Genomic DNA, 17,283 nt, shown 5'->3' on the forward strand with positions numbered 1-17,283 from the left:
GAGGAAACACAACATGGCCGCACGCTTCCCGCTGCCAAACGGCGCCGTGCTGGAAATCGCACGCGTCATCGGCGCCGCCGTCCCGTTCACCGCGCTGTCCAACGCAAAGCCGCCGGTCGCTACCGCAGTCGGCCACAGCATCGCGAACGGCGACATTCTGCTGGTCAACTCCGGCTGGGCGCTGATCAACGACCGAGCCGTCAAGGCTTCCGGGGTCGCCGCCGACAGCTTCTCCTTGGCCGGCCTGGACACCAGCGACGCCGAATTTTTCACCGCTGGCGCAGGCGTCGGCTCCGTTCTGCCTGTATCGGACTGGGTGCAGATTTCCAAGGTGACCGGTTTCAACTCCGCAGGTGGTGAGCAGCAGTACACTACCGTCGGGTATTTGGAGGATGACGACGACAAGCAGTATCCGTCGAACCGCAACCCTCGGTCCCTGACCATCTCGGTTGAGGATCAGCCCAGTGCTGCCTACGTCGAAACCGTGGAGGGCTACGACGCCTCTAAAGAGCTGACGGTGATCCGCATGAAGCTCCGCAACGGCGACCAGATCCTGTACCCGGGCTATGTCAGCATCACGCCCGACCCAACCATGGAGCGGAACAACGTGATGACCCGAACCATCAGCGTCGGCTTGTCGGCTCGCTCGCTTCGTTACCTGGCTGGCGCGTAAGGAGTACTCATGGCAAAGATCAAGATCGCGCAGAACCCCACGTTTGCCGCTGTGGTGCAGGTTCCGCGCATTGGCGCCGAGCCGGCCCCGGTGGAGTTCCAATTCCGCTACATGGACCGCGTAGCTCTGTCCGCGATGTTCGATCGCTGGAACAAGGCGCGCGACGCCTGGGCGGCGAAGGCCCAGAAGGACGGGGCAAACTGGGAGGAGGTCACCACCGGTGAAATCGCCCTGCAGGCCGAGCAGCTGGGCGAGATCGTCACTGGCTGGGATCTGGAGGACGAGTTCAGTACTGAGGCCATCGTAGACCTGGTGTGCACCTGCACCGGCGCTCCGAAGGCGGTCATCGATGCCTACCAGGCTGCCTACAGCCCGGCCCGCCTGGGAAACTGAGGGCGGCGGCCCGGGCCTGCTATGAGCGGGGCCCCTCCGTCGAGCAGTTGGCGGCGCTGGGCCTGACGCCTGATGACATTGAGGAGGAGGTGGTGGAGGTCTGGCCAGATGCATGGCCAGCCTTCCGGCTGTTCGATGCTCTTGGCACGCAGTGGCGGGTGGCTCCGGGCGGCCCGTCCGGCCTGGACTACACCGCCATCCCCGCAACTGCCTCAATGCTCGGCATCAATCGCCGCGACCTCACAAACATTTTCCCCGATCTCCGCGTCATGGAGGTTGAAGCCATGGCCGTCATGTCGGAAATAATGGAATGAAGCGTTGATTTGTCCGGTAGCATTGCGGTGTGTTATGCGGACCCAATGCCGTCTGTAGGCCTCGAGGTTTGCGATTTGGATCGCCGTTTTTCTGCGAAGACGTGCTGACATCCGATGAGAAATGCGGTTTAATTCACCTGAGTGAGGTTTTTGCATGCGCCATGCGCATTGGTTTTCTACACCTCACATGCTCGAAGTGTGAGCAATCCAACAGGCCTTCCGGCCTTAGATTTCGTTTCGCGAATCTGGTGGAAAATCAATGAAAGCACGCCCGCGTAGTGAGCGTAGAAACCGTCCAGCTGCTTTGAACGACGCCGTCTTGGCTTTGGCAGCTGAGCGAGGTCAGGCGCGACTGGTTGCCATGGGCCGTAAATCCGGTAAGCAATGAAGCCGGTTGTCATATCGACATCTCTAAAAATCGACCTTGGCAAGGAAGCTTCGGTAGCTCTGGCTACTGAATTTCAGCTTTTCAAGGCTGGGCAGACCTACCTAGGTGAAATTTTTGGCAAGGATGTTCCATTCATCAAACCTAAGGCAGTGGTAGAGCAAAAGCTCTGGCATGTGCATTTAGAAACTGATCTTGTGACAAAGCGATGGGATCGTTTAGCTGATAGAGGCGCCGATCAAGACCGGTTTACCTCTGATCGAATCCTTGTTTACACCATGATGGGTGATTTTTACCTCCAGCCATTTTTGCTGCTGACAATCTTGGACCCTGGGCATTCCAAGATGTCAGACCCGATCTTCATGCGGTCTATGGCTGATCTGACTGAAAGAGAGAGATCGGCCTACGCTAGGGATCCAGCGAACGAGGAGTGGATTATTGCGAAGCCATAGATCTGCGCTGATTCACTTTTCTGGTGTGCTCAATCCCAGCTGTTAGCCCAACCTTCATAAAACCCGCTTAGGCGGGTTTTTTATTGCCCGGAGAAAAGTATGACGACCATCGCCTCCCTTGGCCTGCAGATCGACTCCGGCGATGCTGTTGAAGCCAAGGACAACCTCGATCAGCTTACGGACGCCGGCAAGCGCAGCGAGGAGTCGGCTGGACGAACCGGGCGCGCCTGGGAGACTGCCCTGGGCAGCCTTCAGGGCGACACCCGGCAGATCGTGCAGGAGCTGCAGGCGCTCAACGCCAAGCAGACCGAGCTGGCGCAGCAGATGGCCACGGTGGGGCGCGCTGTCACCAGCGCCTCCACGGCGTTCAGCAGCGCCGCAGCGAACATGGGGGCGTTTCGGACCGAGGCCGCGCAGGCGGGTAAGGTGCAGGAGGCGCTCACCAGCGCCACGGATGCCGGAGCCCAGGCCGGCCGGCGCGCTGCCGAGTCCGCCGACGAGCAGCAAGCCAGAATTCTGGCCGTGGCCAAGGCCTCGCTGGAGGCCAGCCATTACGTGCAGTCGCTCAACCGGGCGACCGAGCAGAGCGCCGAGGTCACCGCCCAGGCGAACGCCGTTCTATCGGACAGTGCCAGCCGTCAGGCATCCATCAACAGCCGGGCTCAGGCCCTCATCGCCACGGAAGAGCGCCAGGCGGAAGCGGCGAAGAAGGCTGCCGGAGCGCATCGGGAGGAAGGCCAGGCGCTCGAGGAGCTGCTGGGCAAGATCGACCCGACCGTCGCGGCAATGAGCCGGCTGGACCTGATGGAGCAGAAGCTGAAGGGCTTCCGCGACAGCAAGGCGCTCGACTCGGAAACCTTCGGCGAGTACCAGGCGAAGATCGACCAGGCGCGCACTGCTTTGGGCGGCGCCGATGTTGCGCTGAACAAAACTGGCATGTCAGCCAAGGCAACGGCAGCCGCACTGCGCGGTGTGCCGGCGCAGTTCACTGATATCGTTGTGTCCCTGCAAGGCGGCCAGGCCCCACTGACGGTTCTCCTGCAGCAGGGCGGCCAGCTCAAGGACATGTTTGGCGGCGTTGGACCGGCCGTTAAGGCCCTGGGCGGATACGTCCTGGGCCTGGTGAACCCGTTCACTGTCGCGGCTGCTGCGATGGCTGTGCTCGGCTACGCCTACTATTCGGGCAGCGAGGAGGCGGTCGGATTCCAGAAGGAGCTGATCAAGACTGGCAACGCCGCCGGTACGACAGCAGACCAGATGTCGGGAATGGCGCGGCAGGTCGCGGCGACCGTCGGCACCACTGGCGCGGCGGCGGAGGTGCTCACCCAGCTGGCCGGTAGCGGGAAGATCGCCTCTGACAGCTTTGTCGAGATCACCGAGGCGGCCCTGGAATGGCGCTCAGCGACTGGTAGGGCAGTCGAGGAGACCGTGGCCGAGTTCGTGAAGATCGGCAAGGACCCGGTGGCAGCTGCCAAGGACCTAAACGAGCAGTACAACTTCCTGACCGCTTCGACCTACTCGCAGATCGTTGCGCTGAAAGAGCAGGGCGACACCATCGGGGCAGCAAAGCTGCTCACCGATACCTACGTCGATACGATCAAAAACCGCAGCAAAGAGGTTACCGAGAACCTTTCCATCTGGGAGAGGGGCTGGAAGGCTCTGCGCGGCGAGGTAGCTGCAACCGTAGACTCGATCAAGAACGCTGGCAGGGACCAGGACATAGCTGGGCGCATTGTTGACCTGCAGCGGCAAGTAGCCGCAGCACAAAGTGCCGTGAATGCGGACAAGGATGACAGCGACGCACAGAAAAAGCTGACTGATGCCAGCCTTGAGTTGAAGGGGCTAATCCAGCAGCGCGACACACAGCAGGCCATCGCCAGAGCCCGCGAGCTGGATGTCCAGCAGCAGCAGGCTGCCATAGTTGCAATCGGCAAGATTGATGCGCTGGAAAAGTCGGCCAGGACCAACGCAGAAAAGCGTGCAGATGCGCTGAAAGAGTACGGTAAGTCTCTGGATGCGATCCGCAAGGTGAACCCCGATGATGACCGGCTGAAGCCCGAGAACATTGCCCGAGTAAAGGCAGACATTGCTAAGCAGTTCAAGGACCCTGCCGGCCGCGCGGGGGCAGTTGACCTCTCCGGTTTCAACGACCAGAAGAACGCGCTGAGCGCCATTCTGGCTGAGTACAAGAACCACCAGAAGGAGCTGGATGCTGCGCAGAAAGCCGGCCTGATCTCTCAGGAGTCTTACGCGTCGCAGCGTGCCGCGATTATCGAGCAGCAGAGGTCCGATGTAACGCATGCCTATGAGGAAGAGATCGCTGCGCTTGAGCAGGCAAAAGGGCGCAGCAGCACCAACGCGCAGCACCGCATCCAGCTCGACCAGAAGATAGCCGATGCGCGTGCCGCGATGGTTAAAGCTCAGAAGGACGCAGATACCGAGCTCGCGGTGCTTGCGACCAATGAGCAGGGCCGCCTGGCCAAGCAGGCCAGGGCAGTGCAGACCTACACCGACGCCCTTGACCAGCAGGTCCAGGCCCTCAGGTTGCAGGGGCAGCGGTCCGCCGACGGTCTTGGGCTTGGCGACCGGCAGCGCGGTCTGCAGGATCAACAGAACGGTATCACCGATCGGATCAACCAGCAGCGCCTGGACTTGGCCAACCAGTATGGTGACGGTTCAAGGGGTATGAGCCTTGATGAGTACAACCAGAAGCTGGCGGCCCTGAACAAGACCGAGAAGGACCTGCAGGAAACAACCATCGTCAACTACGACCAGATGACGGTCGCGCAGGGCGACTGGCGCAAAGGCGCATCCTCGGCCTTCCAGAATTATCTGGAGCAGGCCCGTGATGTAGCCGGGCAGACGAGATCTTTGTTCACGAATGCCTTTAGCTCGATGGAGGATGCGGTCGTGAATTTCGCCATGACTGGCAAGTTCTCTTTTGCAGACTTCACCAAGTCAATCCTGGCAGACATGGTTCGAATCGAAACCCAGCGCGCGGCCTCTGGATTGCTCAGCACTTTGGTTAACTGGGGCTCCACCGCTGTCTCCGCCTACTTCGGCAGCGGTAGCGGTAACGGCATGGAGGCCGGGTCTGCGGGTGCTATTTCCTCAAACCTTGGCGCTTCGCAGGCAGGTTACGACAGCGCCTACTTCCAAGCGCTCGGCGGGGCCTGGTCGAATGGCGTGCAGCTTTTTGCTGACGGTGGAGCGTTCACTAATTCCATCGTCAGCACGCCCACGGCTTTTGGCATGGCCGGTGGCAGGGTGGGCGTGATGGGAGAAGCGGGTGACGAGGCCATCATGCCTTTGACCAGAACGTCTGGCGGCCAGCTCGGGGTCAGAGCGGTGGGCGGTGGCGGGACCTCCATCAGCCTCTCCGCGCCTGTGAACCTCATTACGGAGGACAGGAGCAATGAGGGCATGCAGCTCGATCCCGCGCTGCTGCAGCAAAATATGCAGAAGCAAATGCAAATGGCCGCAGAGAAAGCGGTTGCGGACTCTTGGCGTCCTGGCGGGGTGAGTTACCGAAATACCAAAGGAGGGCGCTGATGGCCATCGAAAAGTTCAGCTGGCCGACGCAGCGCGGCGAAACGCCAGAGATCACCTACCGGGTCCGCGAGTCCAAGTTTGGCAGCGGATACCGGCAGGTGGTGGGAGACGGCCCCAATAACAAAGAGGACAGCTACCCAATCACCGTGACCGGTACGAAGGTTCAAACGCAGAAGATCATGGATTTCTTTGACCGACACGGCGGGGCCAAAGCTTTTCTGTGGTTCACCCCGCTCGGTGAGCTGGGCCTATTCACCTGCAAAGATCCGAAGCCCACGCCTATAGGCGGCGGCCGGTTCAAGGTGACAGCTACCTTTGAAAGAGCATTCCATCCATGAGCCTGATCAAGCAGATACAGAAGCTAGAGCCAGGCTCCGAGGTGGTGCTGTTCGAGCTCGACGGCTCCGACTTCGGTGCTGACGTGCTGCGGTTCCACGGCCACGCTATCCCGCACACGACTCAGGAGCTTGCAGCAGCTGGCGCCGATGCCGACCAACTGCCGGCCAAGTCCATCTGGTGGCAGGGTGAGGAATATGGCGCCTGGCCGCTTAAGGTCGAGGGCATCGAGGCAAACTCGGACGGCACCGCGGTGAGGCCGAAACTGTCCGTCGGTAACGTCAACGGGCGAATCACCGCGCTGTGCCTCGCCTTCGCGAATCTGCTCGAGTTCAAACTGACCATCCGCAACACGCTGGGCGAGTTCCTGGATGCCGCGAACTTTCCAGCCGGCAACCCCACCGCAGACCCGACCCAGGAAAGCATCGAGATCTGGTTCATCGACCAGAAAACGGGCGAAAACGGCCAGATGGTGACATGGGAGCTGGCCAGCCCGGGGGATGTGGGAGGGGAGTCTATCGGACGGCAGATGACCACGCTGTGCCACTGGGCCATGACCAATGGCTACCGGGGTCCGAACTGCGGCTACACCGGTCCCTACTACGACCTGGATGGCAATCCCACGGATGATCCGGCTAAGGACGATTGCAATGGTTGTCTCGACTCCGGCTGCGTCGTGCGCTTTGGCGCCGGCAATCCTGTTCCCTTCGGCGGCTTCCCTGCCGTGTCACTGATAGCAAGGAGTTGACCATGCGCAAGCACATTCTCGCCGCCGTGCAGGCGCACGCTGCGGCTGAATATCCGCGCGAGTGTTGCGGCCTGATCATTGCCAGCGGCCGATCGCAGCGCTACGTGCCGTGCGAGAACACCGCAGCAGATCCCGGCGAAGAATTCCGGATAGCGCCCGAGCAGTACGCTGCAGCCGAGGACCTGGGCGACGTGATCGGCATCGTGCATTCACACCCCGACGCAACTAGCAGGCCATCCCCGCGCGACCTTGCCATGTGCGAGGCCACCGGACTGCCCTGGCACATCTTGTCCTGGCCAGAGGGCGACCTGCGGACCATTATGCCGACCGGCGAGACGAAGCTGCTGGGGCGCCCATTCGTGCACGGTGCCTGGGACTGCTGGCAAGTGTGCGCCGACTGGTATAAGCGGGAGTGGGGCTTGGAATTCCCAGCCTACGCCCGCGAGGATGGGTGGTGGGAGCAGGCCGCCAGCCCGAGTCTATACGAGCAACATTTCGAGGCGGCTGGCTTCTACCAGGTCGACAAGCCGGCGCGTGGCGACATGATCGTCATGGCCGTGGGCCGCACAGCGCACCCTAACCACGCCGGCATCTTCCTGGGGGCTGATCCCGCGCTCCCCGGCGAGCACGCCGATGTCTTCGGACCAGGTCCTTTCATGCTGCACCACATGTACGGGCGGCCCTCGGAATTAATCGTCTACGGCGGGCCCTGGCAGGAAAGGGCGCGGTTGGTACTGCGGCACCGTGACGGCGCGTAGTGGTACATTTTGGGTTTTGAGCGAGGGACAGCAGATGCGGGCTTTAATATGCGGCTTAGGAATAGCGTTACTAGCGGGCTGTGTGACCACTGCAGATCTGGAGAGCAATGAGCCTTCGATCAGCGCTGAAACCGGAAAAAACGCCAAGCAATACGCCTTATGTGTGTTGCCCAAATGGCAGGCAGCCCGGACAGAGTCAGCGATGGCAGAGACTGAGAGCGGCTACCGGTTATGGGTATCCAGTAGCGGAATGACGGACGAGCTACTGGACATCGTACAAACACCCAATGGAAGTCGGGTCACGTTGCGTCAGCGGATGGCCTGGTCTCCAGGGGTAGGACGTGCTGCCATTGAAAAAGCTGTGAAATCCTGTTTGTAAGTACATCGAATATGAGGCCGCCTAAGTGCGGCCTTTTTCATGAAAAGGAGAGCCGGAATGGCAATGTCTGCGTTGCGCTATGAGCCAATGACGGTGATAAAGCTTTCTTGCTCATTGGCACGTAAATTTGGACGTATTCACCGTCGAGCTTTGGACGGCGGATCAGTGTTTGAAGTGTTCCGAGCTCTCAAAGCTACGGTTCCTGGGTTTGAGGAAGAGATCCGGCGCCTGCAGGCTCTTGGCATCAGGTTTGCGATATTCCGCAACGGCAAAAATACCGGCTGCGAAGACTTTTCCAAGAGTGGGTGTAGAGAGGTCAGGATTGTCCCAGTCGTCGAAGGAAGTAAGCGAGGGGGGATACTGCAGACGGTAATCGGAGCGATCCTCATCGCCGCATCGTTCATTCCAGGCTTTCAGTTTTTGCTACCTATAGGCATTTCGATGGTCGTCGGTGGCGTCATTCAAATGCTCAGCCCACAGGCAAAGGGTCTATCTCAAAGCGGCGCGCCTGAGAACCTCCCGTCTTACGCCTTCGGCAGCGCCAAGAACACCACTGCCAGCGGCAACCCGGTCCCGATCTGCATCGGCGAACGCCGCTGGGGCGGGGCGATCATCTCAGCCTCAATCGAAGCGCAAGACAAGGCTTAGGCCAACCATTCGAACAGACCGCCTCCAGGCGGTTTTTTTATGCCCGGAGGAAAGCATGGGCGCAGCAGCTCACCCCGACATCACCGGCTCCAAGGGCGGCGAGAGCAAGCCCAAAACCCCCGTCGAAGCTCCGGACAGCCTCCGCTCTACCAACCTTGCCAAAATTCTTCTGGCCGTTGGTGAGGGTGAGTTCGACGGCGACCCGACCGACCGTGACATCTACCTGGACAACACGCCAATCATGGATGCCAACGGCAACGTCAACTTCCCTGGTGTGAAGTGGGAATGGCGCCGTGGGACTGTCGAGCAGGACTACATTCAAGGCATCCCTTCGGTCGAGAACGAGACGACGGTCAACGTCGAGCTGCGCAGTGACAACCCGTTCACTCGGGCGCTGAGCAACACGCAGCTTTCGGCGGTGCGCGTGCGCATGGCCTGGCCGCGACTTGCTCAGCAGGACAGCGAGGGCAACACCAACGGCTACCGCATCGAGTATGCGATCGATATCGCTACCGATGGCGGTGCATACGTTGAAGCGCACCAGGGAGCGGTCGACGGCAAAAGCACAACGGGCTATCAGCGCTCGGTGCGCGTCAACCTGCCCGCGACGACCTCGGGCTGGATGATGCGCGTTCGCCGCCTCACGCCCAATGCCAACAGCAGCACCATCGGCGACACGATGACGATCGCCGGCTACACCGAGATCATCGATCAGAAAATCCGGTATCCGAACACCGCGCTCCTCTACATCGAGTTCGATGCCCAGCAGTTCCAGAACATCCCGGCCGTAACCGTCAAGTGCAAGGCCAAACGGTGGCCGGTACCGAGCAACTACGATCCAGTCACCCGGACCTATACGGGCGTGTGGGACGGCACCTTCAAGCAGGCCTGGACGAACAATCCCGTGTGGGCGACGTACGGCATTTGCGTCAACGATCGGTTCGGCCTGGGCAAGCGCATCCAGCCTTGGATGGTCGACAAGTGGGAGATGTACCGGATTGGCCAGTACTGCGACCAGCTGGTGCCGGATGGCATCGGTGGCCAGGAGCCGCGCTACCTCTGCGACCTGAACCTGCAGGGCAAGGCCGAGGCCTGGACGCTGCTTCGCGACCTCTCCGCCATTTACCGGGGCATGGTGTACTGGGCCCAGGGCTCGCTGTTCATGCAGGCGGACATGCCGCGCGCGCAGGACATCGACTACGTCTTCACTAGGTCCAATGTCATCGACGGCGACTTCATTTACGGTGGCGCTGGTCGAGACACGCATTACAGCCGGGCGCTGGTGAGCTACGACAACCCGGCCAACAACTACGACACCGATGTGGTCCCGGTCACCGACAACGCCCTTCAGCGGCGGTACCGCGATCGGCCGGTCGAAATCTCTGCCATTGGGTGCACGCGAGCCAGCGAAGCCCAGCGTCGCGGCAAGTGGGCGCTGTTGAGTAACAGCCAGGACCGGACGGTGACCTTCAAGACTGGCATGGAAGGCGCCAACGTGCTGCCGGGCTATGTCATCCCGGTGGCCGATGAGCTGGTCGCAGGGCGCCCGAACGGTGGCCGTATCTCTGCCGCAGCGGGGCGGGTGGTGACATTGGACCGGGACACCCCGATCAAGGCTGGTGATCGCCTGATCATCAACCTACCCAACGGCACTGCCCAAGGCCGAACGGTGCAGTCGGTGAACGGCCGTGCCGTCACCGTGACGACCGCGTACGCGCTGCAGCCAGAGCCTGAGCTTCAGTGGGCGATCGATTACGAAGACTTGGCCATCCAGCTATTCCGGGTGCTCAAGCGGGTCAGCAATGAGGGTGAGTACGAGTTCACGGCCCTGGAGTTCAACCCGAGCAAGTTCGATGCGATCGACACCGGCGCCAAACTGGACGAGCGGCCCATCAGCGTTATCCCGATCACCACCGTGCAGGCGCCGGCGAGCGTCTCGCTGTCCTCGGCTTATGCCGTTGACCAAGGCATTGCGATCAGCACCATGACGATCGCATGGCCAGCGGTGGAGGGCGCTGCCGCGTATGACGTGGAGTGGCGCAAGGACAACGGCAACTGGATACGCTTGCAGCGCACTGGCACCACTTCTGTGGATGTGGTGGGCATCTACGCTGGCGCCTACATGGCGCGCGTGCGGGCGGTGAGTGCGTTTGATATCACATCGTCCTGGCGCGCTTCGATGCTTACCGATCTCAAGGGCAAGCAGGGTACGCCGCCTGCGGTCACGTACTTGAGGGCAACTCCGCTGGTCTACGGTACCGACCTGGCCTGGGGTTTCCCACCTGGTGCGGAAGACACCCAGCGCACGGAAATCTGGCAGAGCGCAACCACCAGCCGCGACCAAGCGATAAAGCTCGGCGACTTCGCTTACCCCCAGGCCGAGCACCAGATTCATGGCCTGGCGGCTGGCGTCGAGTTCTTCTACTGGGCGCGTCTGATCGACCGCTCCGGCAATGTCGGTCCGTGGTACCCGGAGGGCGCAGGCGTGCAAGGGCGCTCAAGCTCAGACCAGACCGAGTACGAGGAATACTACCGCGACAAAATCGGCAGCGGCGCGCTCTATCCCGAGCTTCGTGAAGAGATCGAGCTCATTTCGGGCGATGGTCCGGGCTCGGTCAACGCACGCATTGGCGAGCTGCGAGACGAGATTGGCGACCTGTCGGACTCCATGCCTTACGACCCCAGCGCGACGTATACCGCTGATCAAGGTGTGCTCGGCAGTGACGGCAAGCTGTATCAGGCCAAAGGTGATGTGCCAGTCAACACGCCCCCGCCAAACTCATTGTATTGGGAGGACATAGGGCAGGCGGTGCGCACTGCCAACGGCTTGGCCGCGCAAGTCAGCAGAAACCGGACTGATATCGAAGAGCAGGATGGCCGCATCACTGCGACGGCCGAAAGGCTTGAGTCTGTGCAGGCTAAGGTCAATGACCCGGTCACAGGGACAGAGGCCACGGCCCAGGGCCTGAGCCAGATGAAGGGCACGGTCGAAACCATTGATGGCCAGGTCAAGGCGAATGCCGAGAAGATCGACGGTGTCTTTGCCCAGATCAACCCACCGATGGCCGGCAGCGAGGACGACTTTGCCGGTTCTGAGCTGACCTTCGTGGGTGCATGGTCTGAGCAGTCTGCTCGCATCGAGGGTGACGTTGCGCAGGCCAAGCGCACAGATCGTGTTGAGGTACGCCAAGGTGAGACGAGCGCGCTTGTGCAGCAGGTCAGTGAGTCGGTGGTCAATCTGAGCAGCTCGACGGCAACACAGTTCAGCCAGGTTCAGGCCCAGCAAGGCCAGACCAATGCACTTGTGCGGCAGGTCAGCGAATCGGTTGTCGACCTGCAGCAGTCCACCGCGACCCAGTTCAGCCAAGTGCAGGCCAAGCAAGGGGAGAACACGGCCGCTATCCAGCGTAATGACCAGGCCATCGCAGATGCAAACGGACGCGTGTCGGCGATCTCTTCATGGAAAACAGAGACAAACGTCGCTGGCAAAAAGGTGGCTACTGGAATCATCCAGGGAAGCGATGGCAGCGTTGGTGAGATTTTGCTGTCCGCTGAGCGCGTTGCAATCATCAACGGGCTAAATGGACCGCAAGCCAACTTGTTTGTCTTTGAGAACGGCCAACTGTTCGTGAATACCGCGCTGATCAACAAAGCATTCATTCAAGAGTTGATACTTGGCATGACGCTTCGCTCACAGGCGGTAGATTCTTTTGGGCGTCCTTTGATTGAGTTGAACATGGTGACCGGCACGTTTGCATTGCGCGGACAAAATGCTGAGGGTACGACAGAAATCAAAAATGGTCAGGTCAATACCTTCTACTCCAACGGCAATCCAGCAACGATGATGGGGATCGGGGTCTAATGGCTACTGGGTTTAAATCGTTCTTAGTGAACGGAGTAGTTCTAGTACAGATGACGCAGCCTATCAGCCAGATGCTTGGATATGTTGACACTAATGCTGCCAACGGTAGCGTCATCATTCCTGCTGCGCCCGCTGGTAAGACGCTCTTTTTTGCGGTCGTGGAACTCAGTCAGCAGGATAGATACTTGGGTAAGCGCCCAGCTGTGAGCCTGAACGGTAATACGCTAACGTGGCAGTATTCCTATCAGGCCGGCTGGGGGTTTTACTCTTTAAACTGCCGCATTCATTACGGTTATCGATAGGGTGGAAAATGTCAGCCAGATTCGTAGCCTTAAGAGAGGATACAAGTCAACTATTTGATACGCGCTATATCGCGTATGGGCTCAGGAAGAGCGGGTATCTACAGCAGGTAGGAAGCTGGCCCAGGCTGTATCTACGGTCCATTCAGCTTGACCCATCCAACCCTTCCAACTACTCGGAAACCAGTCAGACTGACATCCTCTTTGGCTTCGCAGTGGAGGGCGCGGTCGCACCAATCGTCTTCATCAACGGGAGCGGCATTTCGTGCGGATCGTCAAAAGTCGGGAATGTCACAACCTTCTTTTTCATGCTTGCTTGCGCGAGTACGAAGTTCTACTACTTTGACACCATGAGGGACTCGGGGCCTATCAATGGGCTTAAGTGTTGGAATGAAGCAAACGCCCTGACCTTCAACTCCAGTCAGGTGCCCTTGAATATCATCGCCAACGTGGCTGCTCCTCCTCCGGGGAATCCATTAGCAAGTGGCTACGGCTCGGTTTATCAGGGGGGTAGCAATAGTTGGGACAGGCCATCAGGGGTAAGTGGGTATTACGTCAGTTGGACTTCGCGAGTATTCATGCCCATAGGTGCTGGCGAATTTGCAGCGAGTATTATTTACAGCAGGACAATGGGACAGGGAAAGAGAGAAAGATCGCCAAGTCCTGACCCAGGCCTAAGTCCTGCGATAGTGAATTTGATGGCCTGCATGGATGGATGCTTCGGGTCCTCTGGCGGTATCACGTTCGTAGCTGCCGATGCGGCACGCACGACTATGTATCAATCAAATTCTTATGTGAACACTTACTTCGATATTCCTGCTGGCGTTCTACCAAACGCTTTGGTTATCAGATCGAGCGACTACCCTTTCCCTTATAACTGAGTGCAAAAATGACGAGACAAGTGATCAACCTCGGCGCTCCTATCACCGGCCAAGGCGGAGACAGTCCGCGCAGCGCCAATGTGAAGATTGCGGCGAACTTCGATGAAGTCTATGACGCTTTGGGGGCGACCGGATCACCCCAGACACTGCCTGCCGCACTACCTGTTGCAAAGGGTGGTACAGGTGGAACCACGCCTGCAACTGCCCGCGCTGGCCTGGAGCTTGGCAACGCGGCCACTCGCACTGTCGGGGTGGCCGCGGGCCAAGTGCTCACCGTGCCCGCGCTTGGGCTGGGCTCGCGCGAGGCGGTCAGTGATTCCTCGATCATGCCGGACATGAACCGCCTTGAAACAAGTTTCGGCGTCATCGCCGATGCCACGCAGTACCGCCCGATACCCTACGGCGTGTGCATGAACCTGGCATTCCCCGGCAACCCAGGCACGTACCTTGGCGCACAGCTTTACATGAGCACCTCACCTGGTGGCGTCATCGGATTCCGCTCCGGGGATTACTCGGCGGTGGGGTTCAACATCATCTACCACACCGGCAACACCACCCGCGCCGCTGACGGAACCTTGAAGGCCATATGACCATGACTCGAGCAGCAATCAATATTGCCGGCAGTGGCGAAATTCTCGACATCACGTCCTTGGGCAAATCGGACCTTTCGGTCGATCACCCAGGCCCTGGCCAGTACCTGGTGCACGGGACCTTGGGCATGGTGCCGCCGCCGGAGGGCTGGGGCTACGTTATCAACCAGCTCGACGCTGGCGCCTCCATTTCGACCGGGTTCAATGAGGGCACGTTAGCGGTTAGCGTGGCCAAGGATGGCGAGCCGGCCGACCTCATTCACAGCATTACCCTGCACGTCTCTGTTGAAGATCTGCCAGCGGTGGAGCTTCCGCCTATGCAAGATCCCGCTGCAGCTGATCCGCTACTGGCAGCCCAAGCGCAGGCGTCCCGATACCGTGCGATCGCAGACGCTGCCATTTTGCCGCTGCAGGACGCAGTCGACTTGGAGGAGGCCACGGATGCCGAGCTCGCTCTGCTCAAGGAATGGAAGCGCTTCCGCGTGGCGCTGAACCGTCTTCCCGACCAAGAGGGCTACCCCGTCGATATCGACTGGCCCGCGCCGCCGGCCTAACCCACACCAAACCACCGACCGCCGCCTGGCGGTATTTCTTTGCCTGGAGAAAACCATGCCGATCACCGAACAGCAGCTGCTGCAGATCATGCCCAAGGCCCGGCCGGTTGCCGGCGCCTTCCTGCCCGCGCTGAACCGCGCCATGGTTCGCTGGCGCATTGACAGCCTAGTTCGTCAAGCCGCGTTCCTGGCCCAGGTCGCGCATGAGTCGGGCCAGCTGCGCAACCTGGTGGAGAACCTCAACTACAGCGCCGAGGCCCTGGTGCGCACTTGGCCAAGCCGGTTCACCGCGCAGACCGCCGCCGCGTATGCCCGGCAGCCGGAGAAGATCGCCAACAAGGCCTATGGCGGGCGGATGGGAAACGGTCCGGAGGCGTCCGGCGACGGCTGGCGCTTCCGCGGGCGTGGCCTACTGCAGGTCACTGGCCGGAGCAACTATCGCGAAGCCGGCGCGGGACTGGGCCTGCCGCTCGAGGAGGAACCCGATCTCCTCGAGCAGGCCGAGCACGCCGCTCAGTCGGCTGCCTGGTGGTGGGCCAAGAATGGACTGAACCAGCTGGCCGACGCCGGCCGCATCCGCGATATCGGCAGCATCATCAACACTGGCCAGCCGGGCAAGACGCCACACGGCGCAGCTGAACGGATTGCGCTGTACGACATCGTACTGAGGGTGCTGGCATGAGCTCCTGGGCATTGCGCGCCGCCGGTGCCGGGCTGTTGATCCTGCTGGGCATGCTGATCGGCACTTGGGCAACCACGGGCCATTTCCGGCCGCTGCTCGACGCCGAGCAGAACCAGGTGGCGAGCTGCAAGGCTGCCCGAGACAACCTCGCCGGCCTGGCCACGGAGCAGGGCAAGGCCTTGGGCGATCTGGTGTTAGCAGCCAACGCTCGCCAGGTCGCCGCCGAGCAGGCAGTGAGCCAGGCCAGGGTCAGCGCTGACCTTGACTACGCGGCTGCCAATCGCTTGCAGCAGGAGCGTATCGGCGGCGACCAGTGCGCAGCAGCGACTTTGATCATCGACAAGGAGCTTGGCCTATGAGCATTGCAAGACGATCCCTGCGCGGGGTGGGGGTGCTCGCAGGCTTTATGTTGCTACCCGGCTGCGCAGCCCTTATCGAACCGGAGGTGCGCACAGTGCGCGTCGAGGTGCCGGTGCCGGTACCATGCCGCGCGCCAGAGGTCGCAGTGCCAAGCTGGGCCGCTGCCGGTCTGCGCAACACCGACAGCCTGGAGGCGAAAATTAGAGCGTTGCTGGCTGAACGCAGGCAACGGATTGGCTACGCGCGGCTTCTAGAGGCAGCGGTTGACACCTGCAAATAATGAGCATGTTCAATTTGCCTTGACAATGTTTTTCCGGCTCATACTGAGGCGGTGGTTCGCATCGCCTTCTGCCAAAGCACGTGCTTTCGACACTCCCCATGCTAGAGCCCTCGTCATGGTTTCGCCGGGCCGTTTGAAGAAAGCTTCTTCGAACAGCCGTTGTCCATGTTCGGCGTAGACGCCAATGAATAGCTGGGTGGACCCCGTGCGCGACAGGCGCACCTGGACGTCGATAGAAATCCCATTAGCTAGAGTTTCGTCATGGGTTCGATGATGAAGAATTGGATCAGCCCATTTCCAGAATATGTCACCTCGATGCCACATTACCGGCCTCCTGTGGTTCTCAATCTCTGGTTAGCCTGGTGAATCCAAATTCCCTATATTGTAGTCGCTGTTTTGATCGCATCAGAGCAAAACGAAGCGGCCTGTTCGCCCTCTAAGGGTTACGGGCAATCAAAATCGGGGAGTCGCTTCATGTCGAATGGGATGTACATTATCGAATACACGCTGAATGGAGCGGCGCGCTCATTTATCATCCGGCATCCTAAAATGACCAGCGAAGACGCTTGGCATTGGGCTAGCTGTGACGCCGGGGTAGGTGTGATACCACGCTTCAGCGGCGAACGAAATGTCAAAAAAGTCAGCAGGCCGAATGCTGAACTGTATGGAATCGGGAATGTTCGTTGGAGGCCCTCTGCCTGATATCAGCACTCCACCCGCCGAGGGCGGTAGTAAACGCCGCTGCCTCCCAAGCAGCCATCCGCGCCGCCATGGTGCTCTCCGACCTGCTCACACGGGCTGATGCTCGAGCGGGAGAGCTGGCGCAAGCTTATGACCAAGCCATAATAGCGGGTCAGCTCTGCGAGGCGTCCTATAATGCGCTGATCAACTGATCGGAGCGGGCCATGGATAAGCGCACACTCATCGGCATGGCACAGGCAGGCGAGCCGCTGCTAAAGGAAGCCCTTGATGCCTTGCGTGCTTATCAAGCGGCCCAGGACGCTGGAAGGCCCGCCGACGAGGTGGAGCGACTGCATTTGCTCGCTGAGTCGTTATTCCAAGCGGTGTGTGACTACCAACTTCGTGTGATCGCAAAAGCCCGAGGCAAAGACTTGCCCACGCTGCACTGAGGTACTG

18 protein-coding genes and 1 pseudogene are annotated in these 17,283 nt (G+C 60.2%); 18 read left to right on the forward strand and 1 reads right to left on the reverse strand.

Annotated elements, in window-relative coordinates; translation table 11 throughout:
* Window positions 1-13 precede the first annotated feature (13 nt).
* The 15 genes from ACLEJW_RS09295 to ACLEJW_RS09365 all read left to right on the forward strand — a co-directional run bounded on the left by ACLEJW_RS09295 (window position 14) and on the right by ACLEJW_RS09365 (window position 16,146).
* A complete protein-coding gene (locus ACLEJW_RS09295) occupies window positions 14-673 on the forward strand; it encodes a phage tail protein (RefSeq protein ID WP_440777431.1) in 660 nt (219 codons plus the stop codon).
* Window positions 674-682: 9 nt separating this feature from the next.
* Window positions 683-1,066, forward strand: a complete 384-nt coding sequence (locus tag ACLEJW_RS09300) for a phage tail assembly chaperone (RefSeq protein ID WP_440777432.1) — start codon at window positions 683-685, stop codon at window positions 1,064-1,066.
* A 47-nt stretch (window positions 1,067-1,113) separates the two neighbouring features.
* Window positions 1,114-1,380, forward strand: coding sequence for a DUF1799 domain-containing protein (locus tag ACLEJW_RS09305; protein WP_440777433.1), 267 nt, complete (start codon window positions 1,114-1,116; stop codon window positions 1,378-1,380).
* Between the two features lie 384 nt (window positions 1,381-1,764).
* Window positions 1,765-2,217 carry a type II toxin-antitoxin system YafO family toxin gene (locus ACLEJW_RS09310; protein ID WP_440777434.1) on the forward strand — a complete coding sequence of 151 codons (453 nt, stop codon included), beginning with the start codon at window positions 1,765-1,767 and terminating at the stop codon, window positions 2,215-2,217.
* Between the two features lie 99 nt (window positions 2,218-2,316).
* A complete protein-coding gene (locus ACLEJW_RS09315; RefSeq protein WP_440777435.1) occupies window positions 2,317-5,769 on the forward strand; it encodes a phage tail tape measure protein in 3,453 nt (1,150 codons plus the stop codon).
* Window positions 5,769-6,107: a phage tail protein gene (locus tag ACLEJW_RS09320; RefSeq protein WP_440777436.1), complete on the forward strand. Its 339-nt coding sequence runs from the start codon at window positions 5,769-5,771 to the stop codon at window positions 6,105-6,107. Before ACLEJW_RS09315 ends, ACLEJW_RS09320 begins: the two co-directional genes overlap by 1 nt.
* Window positions 6,104-6,853 carry a phage minor tail protein L gene (locus ACLEJW_RS09325; protein WP_440777437.1) on the forward strand — a complete coding sequence of 250 codons (750 nt, stop codon included), beginning with the start codon at window positions 6,104-6,106 and terminating at the stop codon, window positions 6,851-6,853. The genes ACLEJW_RS09320 and ACLEJW_RS09325 overlap by 4 nt, the downstream gene beginning before the upstream one ends.
* Before the next feature lie 2 nt (window positions 6,854-6,855).
* Window positions 6,856-7,611, forward strand: a complete 756-nt coding sequence (locus ACLEJW_RS09330) for a C40 family peptidase (protein WP_440777438.1) — start codon at window positions 6,856-6,858, stop codon at window positions 7,609-7,611.
* A gap of 442 nt (window positions 7,612-8,053) precedes the next feature.
* Window positions 8,054-8,638 carry a tail assembly protein gene (locus ACLEJW_RS09335; protein ID WP_440777505.1) on the forward strand — a complete coding sequence of 195 codons (585 nt, stop codon included), beginning with the start codon at window positions 8,054-8,056 and terminating at the stop codon, window positions 8,636-8,638.
* Between the two features lie 55 nt (window positions 8,639-8,693).
* Entirely contained in the window at window positions 8,694-12,500 is a 3,807-nt protein-coding gene (gpJ, locus tag ACLEJW_RS09340; protein WP_440777439.1) for a TipJ family phage tail tip protein, read from the forward strand.
* Between the two features lie 1,200 nt (window positions 12,501-13,700).
* Window positions 13,701-14,270, forward strand: a complete 570-nt coding sequence (locus ACLEJW_RS09345) for a hypothetical protein (protein ID WP_313456417.1) — start codon at window positions 13,701-13,703, stop codon at window positions 14,268-14,270.
* Window positions 14,267-14,824: a tail fiber assembly protein gene (locus ACLEJW_RS09350; protein ID WP_313456420.1), complete on the forward strand. Its 558-nt coding sequence runs from the start codon at window positions 14,267-14,269 to the stop codon at window positions 14,822-14,824. Before ACLEJW_RS09345 ends, ACLEJW_RS09350 begins: the two co-directional genes overlap by 4 nt.
* A gap of 55 nt (window positions 14,825-14,879) precedes the next feature.
* Window positions 14,880-15,506, forward strand: coding sequence for a glycoside hydrolase family 19 protein (locus ACLEJW_RS09355; protein ID WP_440777440.1), 627 nt, complete (start codon window positions 14,880-14,882; stop codon window positions 15,504-15,506).
* Window positions 15,503-15,865 (forward strand): hypothetical protein, encoded by a 363-nt coding sequence (locus tag ACLEJW_RS09360; protein ID WP_440777441.1) that lies wholly within the window; start codon window positions 15,503-15,505, stop codon window positions 15,863-15,865. Before ACLEJW_RS09355 ends, ACLEJW_RS09360 begins: the two co-directional genes overlap by 4 nt.
* On the forward strand, window positions 15,862-16,146 hold the full coding sequence (locus tag ACLEJW_RS09365) for a hypothetical protein (RefSeq protein WP_440777442.1): 285 nt from the start codon (window positions 15,862-15,864) through the stop codon (window positions 16,144-16,146). The genes ACLEJW_RS09360 and ACLEJW_RS09365 overlap by 4 nt, the downstream gene beginning before the upstream one ends.
* Before the next feature lie 9 nt (window positions 16,147-16,155).
* Here the strand turns inward: ACLEJW_RS09365 and ACLEJW_RS09370 are convergent, their stop codons facing one another.
* Window positions 16,156-16,470: a hypothetical protein gene (locus ACLEJW_RS09370; RefSeq protein ID WP_440777443.1), complete on the reverse strand. Its 315-nt coding sequence runs from the start codon at window positions 16,468-16,470 to the stop codon at window positions 16,156-16,158.
* A gap of 162 nt (window positions 16,471-16,632) precedes the next feature.
* On the opposite strand from ACLEJW_RS09370, the gene ACLEJW_RS09375 reads away from it, so the two are divergent.
* The 3 genes and pseudogenes from ACLEJW_RS09375 (at window position 16,633) to ACLEJW_RS09385 (ending at window position 17,276) form a co-directional block, all read left to right on the forward strand.
* Window positions 16,633-16,848: a DUF6555 family protein gene (locus ACLEJW_RS09375; protein WP_440777506.1), complete on the forward strand. Its 216-nt coding sequence runs from the start codon at window positions 16,633-16,635 to the stop codon at window positions 16,846-16,848.
* 38 nt (window positions 16,849-16,886) lie between these two features.
* Window positions 16,887-17,039, forward strand: a pseudogene (locus tag ACLEJW_RS09380) (DUF2514 family protein); the annotation flags it as partial.
* Between the two features lie 12 nt (window positions 17,040-17,051).
* Window positions 17,052-17,276, forward strand: a complete 225-nt coding sequence (locus tag ACLEJW_RS09385) for a hypothetical protein (RefSeq protein WP_440777444.1) — start codon at window positions 17,052-17,054, stop codon at window positions 17,274-17,276.
* Window positions 17,277-17,283 lie beyond the last annotated feature (7 nt).

It is taken from the genome of Pseudomonas sp. SMSB3, from assembly GCF_052041965.1.
Taxonomy (GTDB): domain Bacteria; phylum Pseudomonadota; class Gammaproteobacteria; order Pseudomonadales; family Pseudomonadaceae; genus Aquipseudomonas.

Excerpts from the sequence above, each read along its gene's own strand:
- ACLEJW_RS09320 (WP_440777436.1), top strand. The coding sequence starts at position 5,769 with ATGGCCATCGAAAAGTTCAGCTGGCCGACGCAGCGCGGCGAAACGCCA.
- ACLEJW_RS09330 (WP_440777438.1), top strand. The coding sequence starts at position 6,856 with ATGCGCAAGCACATTCTCGCCGCCGTGCAGGCGCACGCTGCGGCTGAA.
- ACLEJW_RS09365 (WP_440777442.1), top strand. The coding sequence starts at position 15,862 with ATGAGCATTGCAAGACGATCCCTGCGCGGGGTGGGGGTGCTCGCAGGC.
- ACLEJW_RS09370 (WP_440777443.1), bottom strand. The coding sequence starts at position 16,470 with ATGTGGCATCGAGGTGACATATTCTGGAAATGGGCTGATCCAATTCTT.
- ACLEJW_RS09295 (WP_440777431.1), top strand. The coding sequence starts at position 14 with ATGGCCGCACGCTTCCCGCTGCCAAACGGCGCCGTGCTGGAAATCGCA.
- ACLEJW_RS09310 (WP_440777434.1), top strand. The coding sequence starts at position 1,765 with ATGAAGCCGGTTGTCATATCGACATCTCTAAAAATCGACCTTGGCAAG.
- ACLEJW_RS09385 (WP_440777444.1), top strand. The coding sequence starts at position 17,052 with ATGGATAAGCGCACACTCATCGGCATGGCACAGGCAGGCGAGCCGCTG.
- ACLEJW_RS09335 (WP_440777505.1), top strand. The coding sequence starts at position 8,054 with ATGTCTGCGTTGCGCTATGAGCCAATGACGGTGATAAAGCTTTCTTGC.
- ACLEJW_RS09355 (WP_440777440.1), top strand. The coding sequence starts at position 14,880 with ATGCCGATCACCGAACAGCAGCTGCTGCAGATCATGCCCAAGGCCCGG.
- ACLEJW_RS09350 (WP_313456420.1), top strand. The coding sequence starts at position 14,267 with ATGACCATGACTCGAGCAGCAATCAATATTGCCGGCAGTGGCGAAATT.
- ACLEJW_RS09325 (WP_440777437.1), top strand. The coding sequence starts at position 6,104 with ATGAGCCTGATCAAGCAGATACAGAAGCTAGAGCCAGGCTCCGAGGTG.
- ACLEJW_RS09375 (WP_440777506.1), top strand. The coding sequence starts at position 16,633 with ATGTACATTATCGAATACACGCTGAATGGAGCGGCGCGCTCATTTATC.
- gpJ (WP_440777439.1), top strand. The coding sequence starts at position 8,694 with ATGGGCGCAGCAGCTCACCCCGACATCACCGGCTCCAAGGGCGGCGAG.
- ACLEJW_RS09360 (WP_440777441.1), top strand. The coding sequence starts at position 15,503 with ATGAGCTCCTGGGCATTGCGCGCCGCCGGTGCCGGGCTGTTGATCCTG.
- ACLEJW_RS09315 (WP_440777435.1), top strand. The coding sequence starts at position 2,317 with ATGACGACCATCGCCTCCCTTGGCCTGCAGATCGACTCCGGCGATGCT.
- ACLEJW_RS09300 (WP_440777432.1), top strand. The coding sequence starts at position 683 with ATGGCAAAGATCAAGATCGCGCAGAACCCCACGTTTGCCGCTGTGGTG.